Annotated in this window: 11 protein-coding genes; 2 read left to right on the forward strand and 9 right to left on the reverse strand. The window is 68.8% G+C overall.

Annotated features, from left to right (window positions below):
* Nucleotides 1–9: 9 nt before the first annotated feature.
* The 4 genes from AB0I34_RS32070 to AB0I34_RS32085 are packed head-to-tail and all read right to left on the reverse strand — an operon-like array spanning nt 10 to nt 4493.
* Nucleotides 10–834: a carbohydrate ABC transporter permease gene (locus AB0I34_RS32070; protein WP_360452345.1), complete on the reverse strand. Its 825-nt coding sequence runs from the start codon at nt 832–834 to the stop codon at nt 10–12.
* On the reverse strand, nt 831–1751 hold the full coding sequence (locus AB0I34_RS32075) for a sugar ABC transporter permease (protein ID WP_360452347.1): 921 nt from the start codon (nt 1749–1751) through the stop codon (nt 831–833). Before AB0I34_RS32075 ends, AB0I34_RS32070 begins: the two co-directional genes overlap by 4 nt.
* Nucleotides 1748–3013: an extracellular solute-binding protein gene (locus AB0I34_RS32080; RefSeq protein WP_360452349.1), complete on the reverse strand. Its 1266-nt coding sequence runs from the start codon at nt 3011–3013 to the stop codon at nt 1748–1750. The genes AB0I34_RS32075 and AB0I34_RS32080 overlap by 4 nt, the downstream gene beginning before the upstream one ends.
* 1 nt (nt 3014) lies before the next feature.
* Entirely contained in the window at nt 3015–4493 is a 1479-nt protein-coding gene (locus tag AB0I34_RS32085; RefSeq protein WP_360452351.1) for a sulfatase-like hydrolase/transferase, read from the reverse strand.
* Between the two features lie 161 nt (nt 4494–4654).
* On the opposite strand from AB0I34_RS32085, the gene AB0I34_RS32090 reads away from it, so the two are divergent.
* Nucleotides 4655–5857, forward strand: a complete 1203-nt coding sequence (locus AB0I34_RS32090) for an MFS transporter (RefSeq protein WP_360452353.1) — start codon at nt 4655–4657, stop codon at nt 5855–5857.
* Between the two features lie 4 nt (nt 5858–5861).
* Here the strand turns inward: AB0I34_RS32090 and AB0I34_RS32095 are convergent, their stop codons facing one another.
* From AB0I34_RS32095 to AB0I34_RS32110, 4 genes are all read right to left on the reverse strand, one after another.
* Complete coding sequence (locus AB0I34_RS32095; RefSeq protein ID WP_360452355.1) at nt 5862–6839, reverse strand: aldo/keto reductase; 978 nt, start codon at nt 6837–6839, stop codon at nt 5862–5864.
* Nucleotides 6840–6917: 78 nt separating this feature from the next.
* Nucleotides 6918–8321, reverse strand: coding sequence for a PLP-dependent aminotransferase family protein (locus AB0I34_RS32100; RefSeq protein ID WP_360452357.1), 1404 nt, complete (start codon nt 8319–8321; stop codon nt 6918–6920).
* A 5-nt stretch (nt 8322–8326) separates the two neighbouring features.
* On the reverse strand, nt 8327–9328 hold the full coding sequence (locus AB0I34_RS32105; protein WP_360452359.1) for an aldo/keto reductase: 1002 nt from the start codon (nt 9326–9328) through the stop codon (nt 8327–8329).
* 33 nt (nt 9329–9361) lie between these two features.
* Nucleotides 9362–10363, reverse strand: coding sequence for a zinc-dependent alcohol dehydrogenase family protein (locus tag AB0I34_RS32110; protein WP_360452361.1), 1002 nt, complete (start codon nt 10361–10363; stop codon nt 9362–9364).
* A gap of 67 nt (nt 10364–10430) precedes the next feature.
* On the opposite strand from AB0I34_RS32110, the gene AB0I34_RS32115 reads away from it, so the two are divergent.
* Complete coding sequence (locus AB0I34_RS32115; RefSeq protein WP_131517352.1) at nt 10431–10748, forward strand: helix-turn-helix transcriptional regulator; 318 nt, start codon at nt 10431–10433, stop codon at nt 10746–10748.
* 8 nt (nt 10749–10756) lie between these two features.
* Here the strand turns inward: AB0I34_RS32115 and AB0I34_RS32120 are convergent, their stop codons facing one another.
* The gene (locus AB0I34_RS32120) at nt 10757–11770 is read right to left on the reverse strand and encodes a winged helix-turn-helix transcriptional regulator (RefSeq protein ID WP_360452363.1); all 1014 of its coding nucleotides are present in this window, start codon (nt 11768–11770) and stop codon (nt 10757–10759) included.
* Nucleotide 11771: the final 1 nt, after the last annotated feature.

Below are 11771 nucleotides of genomic sequence, written 5' to 3' on the forward strand. Positions count from 1 at the left end.
GTAACGATCTCACTTCAAGCCGGTGTGTGCCATTCCGGCCAGGATCCGCCGCTGGAACACCACGAACACCACCACGACCGGGACCAGCGTGACCACACTCATCGCGAACAGCGCTCCCCATTCCGAACTGCCGGTGGCGTCGAGGAATCCGCGCAGAGCCACCGGAACCGTCAGTTTGGTCCGCGTCGACAGGTAGATCAGCTGGCTGAAGAAGTTGTTCCAGGTCCAGATGAAGGAGAAGATCGCGGTCGTCACCAGCGCCGGGGTCAGCAGCGGCAGGATGATCCGCCGGTAGATGCCCCACGCCCCGCACCCGTCGATGCGGGCGGCGTCGTCCAGCTCGACCGGGATCGACCGGATGAACTGCACCATCAGGAACACGAAGAACGCGTCGGTGGCCAGGAAGCTCGGCACGATCATCGGCCAGAACGTGTCGATCCAGTTGAGGTTTCGGAAGATCGAGTACTGCGCGATCAGCGTGACGTGACCGGGCAGCATGATCGTGGCCAGCATCAGCGCGAACAGCGTCTTGCGCCCGATGAACTTGAGCCGCGCGAAGGCGTACGCCGTGAGCGAGCAGGTCAGCACGTTCCCGATCACGACCGCGGTGCAGATGATCAGCGAGTTGGCGAGGTACACCCCGAAGTTGACGCCGGTCGAGTGCCAGCCCAGCGCATAGTTGCCCAGGGTCGGGTGCTCGGGCACCAGGCCGGCATCTTTGAAGATCTCGGTGTTCGGCCGCAGCGACGCGGTGATCATCCACAGCAGCGGATACAGCATGATCAGCGCGCCGACGGTCAGACCGGCGTGTGCGAAGACGCGGCGAGTTCTCATCGGCGGACCCCTTCGTCTCCGTAGAACACCCAGGTGCGGCCGAGGACGAAGTTCAGCCCGGTGAACACCGCGATGATCAGCAGCAGGACCCAGGCCATCGCGGCGGCGTACCCCATCCGGAAGTTGCCGAACGCCTGCTGGTACAGGTACAGCGTGTAGAACAGCGTCGAGTCCGACGGCCCGCCCTTGCCGCCGCTGATGATGTACGCCGGGGTGAATGCCTGGAACGCACCGATGATCTGCAAGACCAGGTTGAAGAACACAACCGGCGACAGCAGCGGCAGTGTGACCCGCCAGAACCGCTGCCACCTGTTCGCGCCGTCCATCTCGGCCGCTTCCATCACGTCCTCCGGGATCTGTCGCAGCCCGGCCAGGAAGATGACCATCGGAGCGCCGAACTGCCACACTCGCAGCACGATCAGCGTCCACAGCGCCGTACCCGGCTCGGAGATCCAGCCATGTCCTTCGATGCCGAACAGGCCGAGCACGTGGTTGAGCAGACCGTCACTGCCGAAGATCTGCTGCCAGAGCAGGGCGATCGCGACACTGCCGCCGAGCAGGCTCGGCACGTAGTACAGGGCACGGTAGACGGCGAGACCACGCAAACCACGGTTGAGCAGTACGGCGATCGCGAGGGCGAAGGTCATCTCCAGCGGCACCGACACCGCGACGTACAGGAACGTCACCCGGAGCGAGTGCAGGTAGCGGGCGTCGTGGAACAGCGCCGTGTAGTTGTGCAGTCCGGTCCAAGCCGGGGTGTTGAACAGCGCATAGTCGGTGAACGAGTAATACAGCGACAACACCATCGGGCCGACGGTCAGACCGAGGACGCCGATCAGCCAGGGCAGGAGGAACAGGTAGCCCGGGACGCTCTGGCGCAGACGCGTTCCGAACGAGTCGGCAGCGGATCGGCTCACTGGCCGAGCGTCTTCCCTGCCAGCTCGACGAACTCACCCGCGCCGGACGCGGGCGTGGCCTTGCCGAAGCCGATGTTCTCGGCGATGCGACCGAAGCCGGTGAGCAGCTCGCCGTACCCCTTCGGCCAGGGCGGCGGCGGCGGACCGACCTTGCCGGCGAGGTCCTCGACGTACGCGATGGCCCGGGCGCCGGCCGAGTCGGCGTCGGCCGAGACCACGTCGCGCGCCTTCTTCGACGGCGGTACGCCGAGCAGGATGCCGATGGTCTTGATCGCGGTCTCGTCGTTGAGCAGGAACCCGATCAATTTCGCGGCGTCCTCGGGGTGCTTGCTCGCGGCGGAGATGCACCACAGGTCGAGGGCCTTGATGAACTGGCCCTTGAGGTCGCCGGCCTTGTCCTGGGGCACCGGCAAGACCGTCAACGGGCTCTTGACCAGCGGCTGGTAGAAGGTGACCTGCTGCACCCAGCCGAACTGCAGCGGGGCCTTGCCGGTCGCCACCAGGGACTTCTCGATCGCGGTCGTCTCGCCGCTGACGTTCTGCGGCGGGGCTGCCTTCGCCTTCCGCAGGTCCGCCCAGTACTGGAACCACTCCTGGACCGTGTCCTTGCTGGTCGCCAGCTTCGACCCGTCCTCGGCGAACGCCCCGGTCCCGTGCTGACGGGCGAACACCTCGAACAACTGGAAGTTGCCGGCCTGGTCGCTGGACCCGAACGCGCCCTGCACCGATCCCGCATAGTCCTTCGCGAACTCGGCGAACGCGTCCCACGTCCACCCCTGCTTGGGGACGCTGCCGCCGGCCCTCTTGACCGCGGCCTCGTCGACGTACATGGCATAACTGATCGAGCTCTGGCCGATCCCGAAGTTCTTGCCGTCCGCGGTGCCGCTCCCGGCCACGTCCGGGTCCAGTCCGGAGGTGTCGATGCCGAGCGATCCCAGGTCCTTCAGGGCACCGCGACCGGCGTAGTCGCTGAAGTAGCTCATCGACATCCGCAGTACGTCGGGCGCGTTGTTGCCCGAGGTCTGCGTGGCCAGCTTGTCCCAGTAGTCGTCGAAGGGCGCGCTCTCCGGGGCGAAGTCGGCGCCACCGTTGGACTTCCACGCGTTCAGTGCCTTGTTGATCGCCTTGGTCACGGGGTCGGGCCCGTACCACGCGACCCGCATCGGTCCCGGCTTCGCGGAGCAGCCGGGCAGCATGGTGGCGGCGGCCGTGGCGGCACCGAGACCCAGCAGGGTACGGCGGCTGAAGGTGGACGGATTCATGTCAGTTCTCCCTGCTCGTCGGCGTGGTGGAGTGGGCCCAGCGCCAGTTGTGTTCGAGGCGAAGCGGGACGTAGTTGCCGGTCGGCAGGTCGTCGGTGAGTCGTGCCTGCCAGCGGGCCAGTTGGTGCAGCAGCCGGGCGCGGACGGCCAAGTGCTGCTCGTTCTCGAAGAGGTTGTCGAGCTCGGCCGGATCGGTGGCGAGGTCGTACAGCTCGCCGGCGAGATCGGCGTGGACGATGAGCTTCCATCGGCCGCTGCGCAGCATCCGAGCGGAGCCGGACTGGGTGACCGTGTTGAGTTCGTCGAACGTCGGGCCGTCGTACGAGAAGTGCAGCGGTGGGCGGTCAGTGACGTCGCGGGCGCGTCCGCCGAATCCCTGCTCGGCGATGATGCTGCCGAACTCGGCTTCCGGCGCCTCCTCGCCGTAGGCGAGCGGCAGCAGGCTCCGGCCCTGGACGCCCTCAGGCAGAGGCTGACCGACTGCCTCGCAGATGGTCGGCAGAATGTCGACAATCGACACCGGCTCCTCGCGCCGCTGAATCGCGACACCGTCCCCCGCGACGATCAACGGGATCCGCATCAGGAACTCGGAGAGCCCGGCGCCCTTGCGCTGCAGGCCGTATTCACCGACGTAGTCGCCGTGGTCGGCCAGCACGATCGTCAACCGCGGACGCGTCCGCTGGGCGAGACCCTCGTGCAGCCGCTGGATCTGGTCGTCCAGCAGTCGCAGCATCCCGAGGTAGTTGGCAGCGTACCGACGCCATCCCGCGTCGTACCCGGGCCGCTTCTCCTCTTGCAGCCGGCGCAGCCACGCGTAGCTGCCGCCCTTGGCCTCGGCGCCTACCGGGCCGGTGATCCGGTCCGGGACATCGTCGGGCGCGACCATCGAGAAGTACGGCTCCGGCACCTGGTACGGGTTGTGCGGCTCGGGATACGACACCCAGAAGAGCCCGGGCTGGTCCGGATCGGCAGCGTCCACGGCGGCCAGTGCGTCAGTGGTGATCCGGTAGGGCAGTTGGCACCGCAGCTCGTACGGCGTGGGCTCCTCGGAGACGCCGTGGTCGAGTCGCTCGAGCCACCGATCGAAGGCCTTCTCCTGCTCGTCGCGCTCCGGACCGTGGGTGTGGAAGTAGGGACCGTTGTAGGTGTCGAAGTCGCCGGCGCCTCGCGGCATGTGGGGCTTGCCGGCGAAGTGCAGCTGGTACTCCGCCGCCCGCAGTACATCGACGAGGTCGCCGGCGAACCGGGCGTGGGCGGGTGTGCTGTTCTGCCGGACCTGGTGGGCGCTGGGAAAGCGTCCGGTCAGCAGGCTGGTGCGGGCCGGGACGCAGGCGGGCGCCGAGGTGTAGGCCTGGGTGAAGTCGGTTCCGCCGGCCGCCAGCCGGTCGACGAAGGGCATGGTGTCGACCGGGTAGCCGCTCCGGCGGGTGAATCCGGCGCGTTGCTGGTCGGTCATCACGATGACGATGTCGGGACGCATTCCCTGGTCTCTCCTGGTCGGCCGACGACATTTGTACAGCGCTGTAATACAGCGCTGCAAAGATTGGCGTACGCCGCCTGCCCGCGTCAAGGGCCGACGACGGTGGCCACGATTCGGTAAGGAGGTTGCTTAACCGGTCGGCGCGATGGTCGACTAGGCGCGTGACGGCGACGGAAGGCCCGGTCTCGGGAGTGCAGCAGGATGCCGGGTTGTCGTACCGGACCCTGATCTGGCTTGCGGTGGCGACGTTCTCGATGGGGATCGACGGCTACGTGCTGGCCGGGTTGCTGCCCGCCATCGCCGGCGATCTGGAGGTGAGCGCGGCAGCCGCGGGGCAGTTGGTCTCGGTGTTCGCACTGACCTCGGCGCTCGCGGCTCCGGTGCTCGGGACTCTCACCAGCCGATGGGAGCGTCGTACGACGATCGCGCTGTCGCTGGCTGTGTTCGTGCTCGGCAACCTGGTGGTCGGTCTCGCGCCCAACTACGCGACCGCGCTCGGCGGCCGCGTGATGGCTGCGCTCGGTGGGGCGCTGCTCAACGCCGCCGTGACCGGGTACGTGATCGCACTCGCGCCACCGCAGCACCGCGGCAAGGCGCTCTCGTTCGTGCTCGGTGGCTGGATGACCGCGACCGCGCTCGGCGTACCGGTCGGCCTGGCGCTCGGCCAGACCAGCTGGCGATTGCCGATGCTCCTGGTCGCGGTGGTCGGCACGATCGCGTTGGCCGGAATCATGCTCAAGCTCCCGCGCCTGCACCTCCCGGCCGGGACGCTGGCCGAGCGTCTGCGTCCACTCGGCCAGCCGCGGCTGTTGGCGGGTCTGCTCGTCACCACCGGCATCCTGTGCAGCAGCTACACCTGCTTCACCTACGCCACGCTGATCTTCGCTCCGACCTTCCGGCTCGACTGGGTGATCATCGTGGTCATGTTCGGGTACGGCGTGGCCAGCATGCTCGGCAACGCGGTCACCGGCCGGCTGACCGACCGCTTCACGCCACTGCGCGTCCTGACCGTCGTGCTGATCGGACTGCTCCTGAACTCGGTGCTGGGGATGCTGACCTTCCTGACCGTGCCGCTCGCGGTGACCGCGTTTACCGGCCTGGTGTGGTTCTTCGCCGCCGGCGTCGGCAACGGCGGAGCCGCCGTACCTCAGCAGGCACGGCTCGCGGCCCTCGCCCCGAACTCGGCTGCCATCGTGATGGCCTTGAACGGCAGCGCCATCTCGCTCGGTTCCGCCCTCGGCAGCGGCCTCGGCGGCGTCTCGCTGGCCGCCGGCGCCTCGCCGTACGGACTCCTCGGCATCGCAGCCATCATCCTGGCGATCACGCTCACCCTGCACCTGCTCGTTGCGAGGGCCCGGGCCTAGCCACTCAGGACTCGTCGGTGCCGGCAGTGTTCAGGCGGTGCATCGTCTGCTCGTCGAGGTGGAGGTCCACGGCGCCGAGCTGCTCGTCCAGCTGGGCGACCGTTCCGGCCGCACTGACCGGGATCACCGCCGGGTCGCTCTGCATCATCCAGGCGAGGACGACCTGGTTCGCGGTGGCGCCGGTCTCGGCTGCGACCTGGTTCAGGACCTCGAGGCGGACGGCGCTCGTGGGGTGGTCGTAGCCGCGTTCGAACGGCCGGTCACTGCGGGTGTAGGCGCCACGCAGCAAGGGCTTGTAGCCCAGCAGGGTGAACTCGGGCTCCGACTTCGCGTAGTCGATCAGCTCGGGCGTGACCACGTCGAACCCGGTCCGCTCGGGCCGCGGCCACAGGTACGTGTGAAGTTGCTGAACGCAACTGTACGCCGGAATTCCGGCGGCACGCGCCAGCTCGCGGGCACGCTCGATCCGCCACACCGGGGTGTTGCTGCACCCGATGGCGCCGACCACGCCCTCCTTGACCAGGGCCCCGAACTCACCGACCGTGTCGGCCAGATCCGGCTCGCGGTCGTCCCAGTGGGCGTAGTACAGATCGATGCGGTCGACGCCGAGCCGTTCGAGGCTGCCCTGCACCGCACGACGAACCGCCTTGCCGGACAGGCCCTCCCAGTTCTCCATCGCCGGATCGCCGGGCGCCTTCGTCGCGTGTGCGCCGGCCTTGGTGGCGACGACGACCTGGTCCCGCACCCCGCGGCTGCGGATCCACCGGCCGATCACGACCTCGCTCTCGCCGCCGAGACCGCCGTCGGCCCACTGGCCGTAGCTGTTGGCCGTGTCGATGAACGTCCCACCGGCCTCGAAGAAGCGGTCCAGCAGCGCGAACGCCGTCGTCTCGTCCGTCTCGGTCCCGAACGGGATCGTCCCGAGGCAGAACTCGCTGACCTCCACCCGCCCGTCGCCGTCACCCAGCCACCGTGTGCGCATCACAACTCCTGTACGAGGCGGGTCCTTCCCACCACCGGCGCCCAACGTACGGCGGGATCGGCCGGAATCCGCGGCCAATCAGCGGGCGGATTCGCGGACCAATGCGCACGTCCGGGCCAACGATCCGATCGCCGCATCGACATCGCCGTCGGCCAGATTGCCGTAGCCGAGCACGATTCCGCCCGAATCGTTGCCGGCCCGGACCTGGTACTGGCTCAGTGCGACGAGCCGGATCCCGGCACGCCGCGCTGCCGCCACCACCGGACCTGCCGCGAGCTCGTCCGGCAGCCGGGCGATCAGGTGCAGCCCGGCCGCCGCTCCGTCGATCGACCAGCCCGGCAAGTCCCGGCGTACCGCTGCGACGACTTGCTCACGCCGGCTCTGATAGCGCCGGCGCAGTGCCCGCAACTGACGGTCGTAGGCACCCGCGCGCAGCAGTTCCGCGAAGGTGGCCTGGTCGAACGTCGACGGACCCGGACCGATCGATCGGGTCAGCGCCTTCCGCCACGGCCCGCGAACGACGTACCAGCCGAGGCCGATGGCCGGGGACAACGTCTTGCTGACGGAGCCGAGCAGGACGACCTGCTCGGGCGCCATGCCCTGCAGAGTGGTCACCGGATTGCGGTCGTACCGGAACTCGGCGTCGTAGTCGTCCTCGAGGATCAAGCCGTTCGTACGCCGGGCCCACTCGATCAGCTCGAGCCGCCGGCCTGGCGAAAGCACCACACCGGTCGGGAACTGATGCGCGGAAGTCACCACCACGGCCCGCAGGTCCTGCTGCTGCACCAGCGCGTCGACCCGAAGGCCCTCAGAGTCGACAGGCACCGGCACGGCCTGTACGCCGGTCCCTTCGATCACGTCGCGAAGCCGGGTCCAGCCCGGATCCTCGATCCCGATGCGGTCGACACCGGCGGCCCGCAGATCCGCACACAGCTGGGCGACGGCGGCACGCACCCCACTGCGGATCACCACATCGCCTGCTGCGGCGACGGCTCCCCGGCTGCGTTGCAGATAGTCGGCCAGCAACTCGCGCAGGGGCAGGTACCCGGCCGCATCCGGATGCCCGAGGTCGGCGGTCGGCAACGCGCGCGCGGCCTCGCGGGCTGCCTCGCCCCAGCGGGCGCGCGGGAACGCACGCAGATCGGGAATGCCCGGCGTCAGGTCGAAGCGGTAGGTGCTGCCCCGGTCGACCTCACCTGTCCTCTGGACGGCTCCCGTCGTACGACCTGACCAGCTGACCCAGGTCCCCGAGCCGACCCGCGTGGACAGGTAGCCCTCGGCGACAAGCTGGCCGTACGCCTGCGTGACAGCCCACCGGGAACATCCGAGCTGTTCGGCCAGTTCACGACTCGGCGGCAACACCGAGTCGTGAATCAGACGCCCCGACCGGATCGCACCGCGAAGGCCGCGCTCCAGCCGCCGGTGCAGCGGGCCTTCCCCGTCCAGCACCAACGCCGTCGTCCAGGCTGTCCGGGTCGTCACCGACGTCAGCGGTTGAAGCCTGAGAGCAGGTTGTACGGGTACACCGACGGCTTCTCGCTGACCTCGGTCAGGCGGGCGAGTTGCTCGGCGTCGAGCGACCAGCCGGCCGCACCGACGTTGTCGGTGTAGTGCTCGAGGGTGCGCGGACCGATGATCGGTGCGGTGACAGGATCGGTCTGGATGAGCCAGCGCAGCGCGACCTGCGCAACGCTGCGACCGGTGTCCGCCGCGATGGCATGCAACGCGTCCAGGACGTTCCAGGTGCGGTCGTTGTCGTAGTAGTCCCAGGCCTCGTAGAGCCCTTGCTTGGCGGCCTCCGCGACCCGGGTCCCCTCTGGCGGCGCCTCCATGCCCCGGTGGAACCGGCCGGACAACCAGCCGGCACGCAGCGGACTCCACGGCATCACACCAAGTCCCTCGTTGCGGCAGATGGCGAGCAGTTCCCACTCGGCTTCGCGGTCGAGCAGGTTGTACAGCGGCTGTAGTGCGCTGTACCCGTTGATCCCGGCCTGCTTCGCCACGTCCACAGCCTTCTGGAGCTGCCAGCCGGTGACGTTGCTGGCGCCCAGGTACCGAACCTTGCCCGACGACACCAGTACGTCGAGCGTCGCCAGCGTCTCCTCGATCGGTGTCGCCGTGTCCCACACGTGGGTGTAGTACAGGTCGATGTAGTCGGTGCCCAGCCGGCGCAGGCTGGCGTCCACCCCGGCAAGGATGTGCTTGCGGCTGAGGCCGTCGTCGTTCGGGCCGTCGCCCATGCTGCCGTAGACCTTGGTGGCGATCACCAGTGAGTCGCGGTCGCGGCCCTTGAGCCAGCGGCCGAGCACGGCCTCCGACTCACCGGCGTTGTACACGTCGGCGGTGTCGATGAACGTGCCACCGGCCTCGACGAACTCGTCCAGGATGCGCACGCTGGTCTGCTCGTCCGCCGGGCCACCGAAGTGCATCGCGCCCAGGCACACCTCGCTGACCTTCAGGCCGGTCCGGCCCAGATTGCGGTACTCCATCGTCCTGTCCCTTCGTTGCAGCAGCCGGATCCGCTATCCGTGATCGACGCTGACCACGATCTTGCCGACCTGACTGTTGGATTCCATGTGCTCGTGGGCCCGAACGACCTGCTCGAGCGGGAACACTCGATCGACCACCGGGCGGAATGTGCCCGCCAGCAGGCCCGACGAAACAAAAGCAGTTGCCCGGAGCAACCGCTGCGGATCGCGGGTGATCTCGTGCACCGTGTAGGTGCGCAGATTCAGCGCCGGCATGCCCAGATCGAAGCCCGGGTACGGCGTCGGTTGCCCGCTCTGCGCGCCCCAGAGGAACAACGTACCGCCGGATGCGACCACGCGCGCGAGATTTACGACCTCCGGCCCGGCCACCGCGTCGAACACGTACTCCGCGCCGCGGCCCGCGGTCAGGTCGAGAACGCGCCCGGCCACGTCCTCCTCGTCCGAGACGATCACCTCGGCCGCGCCCTCGTCGAGCAGTCTCTGCCGCTTGGCGCGGGTCCGCGTGACGACCAACGGCGTGGCGCCGACGCGGTTCGCGGTCTGGATCGCCGCGAGACCGACGCTGCTGGACGCCGCGTTGAGGACGACGGTCTCCCCCGCACGCAATCCGGCGATCTCGACCATCGCGCCGTACGCCGTGAGGTACGGCATCCACACGGCTGCGCCGGCGACGGCATCGATGCCGTCAGGTCGATTCACCAGCGCGCTCGCGGGGACGACCGCCTGCTCGGCGTACACGCCGTAGTCGTTCTGCGAGAACGCCGGGATCACGCTGATGGCCTGGCCAGACGCGAATCCGGTAACGTCCGGGCCGATCGCCTCGATCACGCCCGCTGCCTCGGCGCCGAGCCGGGACGGGAACTGCTTCACCGGCTCGATGTACTGGTCCCGGCGGAACAGCACCTCGGCCCGGTTGATCCCGATCGCGTCCACCCGGACCCGCACCTCACCGGGACCCGGCTCGCCCGGATCGACGTCGTCCAGCCGCAGCACCTCCGGCCCACCGGCCTGATGGAACCGCACCGTCCTCGCCATGCCATGACCTCCCGCTCGAATAAGTTCGATCACCGTCAAACTTGGCGATGATCATACTATTGACCTCATGGGACGTACGCCGCAGCACCCGGAGGTCTCCGATTTCGACGTCCAGCGGGTGCTGGAAGCCTTGGTCGACCCGGTCCGGCGCAGCATCGTCACGCAGCTCGACGCGCTCGGCGCGGACATCAAGTGCGGCGGCTTCGACCTGCCGGTCGGCAAGGCCACCGCCACCCACCACTTCGGCGTCCTGCGCGAGGCCGGCCTGATCCGCCAGTACTACGTCGGCACTCTGCGGATGAACTCGCTCCGCCGCGCGGACCTAGACCAGGCCTTCCCCGGCCTGCTCGACGCGATTCTTGCCGCCCAGAAGCAGCCGGCCTGACCAGCTCGTCACAACCACCCCGCGCGGGCGGCGTACAGCCCGGCCTGGAATCTCGTGTCGGCGCCCAGGGTCGACATCAGCGTGGCGATCCGCCGCCTGGTGGTGCGATGGCTCCAGCCGAGGTGGTGCGCGATGGCCTCGTCCTTCAGCCCACTGGCCAGCAGGGCCAGGACCCGCCGGTCGTTGTCGCTCGGCTCGGCGACGCCGTCCTGCTCGATTGAGCGCAGCGGCCCGGCCGCGGTCAGCGGCGTCGCCTCCGCCCAGAGCTGGTCGAAGACGAACAGCAGGACGTCGAGCAGACTGCACGGGTGCACCACGATCGCGCCGGCGATGTCCCGCTGCGCGATCGACTGCGGGATGAAGGCGACCTTGCGATCGAAGGTGGCCAGCTTCAACGGCAGCTCCGAGGTGACCCGGGCCTGCTCGCCGGCGGCGACGTACCGCAGGATCGCGGTCACCGCGTTCGGCGACTGTTCCAGCGCGGCCCGGGCGTAGATCGCCCGGCAGGTCACCCCTCTGGCCAGCACCTCGAACTCCGCGTCGTTCGTGACCGGCCCCGCGTCACCGGCGTACGGCGGGGTGTCGAGCACCTGCACCTCCTCCATCGCCCCGCGCTGCAGCTGATCGAAGCGGCTCAGGACCGTGTCGGCCCCGGTGACCACCTCGATCAGCTCGGTCGGCGCGGCATTGCCGCCGGAGCGGAACTCCGGGACCCAGGACGCGGCCAGCGCCCGGATCCGCTCGAGCTCGGATTCCTGCCGGCGCACCAGTGCCTCGATCGCCGCATCCGGTGCCACCGGCAACAATCGCGGCGTCGGCAACGGAGACCGGCTGACCAGACCCGACTGCTCGAGCACGGTCACCGCGCGGCGCACCCGGCCGGCCGGCGCACCGATCCGGTCCGCCAGCCCGGTCACCGTGAGTCCCGGTGAGCGCAGCAGGATCCGGTAGGCCCGCTCCTCGAACTCCTCGACGCCGAGGATGACCAGGTTCGCCGCCGCCTCCGTCCATGGTGATTGCACG

The sequence above is a fragment of the Kribbella sp. NPDC050281 genome (assembly GCF_040655855.1).
In the GTDB taxonomy this organism is placed as follows: Bacteria; Actinomycetota; Actinomycetes; order Propionibacteriales; family Kribbellaceae; genus Kribbella.

Excerpts from the sequence above, each read along its gene's own strand:
- AB0I34_RS32095 (WP_360452355.1), bottom strand. The coding sequence starts at position 6,839 with ATGCGCACACGGTGGCTGGGTGACGGCGACGGGCGGGTGGAGGTCAGC.
- AB0I34_RS32080 (WP_360452349.1), bottom strand. The coding sequence starts at position 3,013 with ATGAATCCGTCCACCTTCAGCCGCCGTACCCTGCTGGGTCTCGGTGCC.
- AB0I34_RS32070 (WP_360452345.1), bottom strand. The coding sequence starts at position 834 with ATGAGAACTCGCCGCGTCTTCGCACACGCCGGTCTGACCGTCGGCGCG.
- AB0I34_RS32115 (WP_131517352.1), top strand. The coding sequence starts at position 10,431 with ATGGGACGTACGCCGCAGCACCCGGAGGTCTCCGATTTCGACGTCCAG.
- AB0I34_RS32085 (WP_360452351.1), bottom strand. The coding sequence starts at position 4,493 with ATGCGTCCCGACATCGTCATCGTGATGACCGACCAGCAACGCGCCGGA.
- AB0I34_RS32110 (WP_360452361.1), bottom strand. The coding sequence starts at position 10,363 with ATGGCGAGGACGGTGCGGTTCCATCAGGCCGGTGGGCCGGAGGTGCTG.
- AB0I34_RS32105 (WP_360452359.1), bottom strand. The coding sequence starts at position 9,328 with ATGGAGTACCGCAATCTGGGCCGGACCGGCCTGAAGGTCAGCGAGGTG.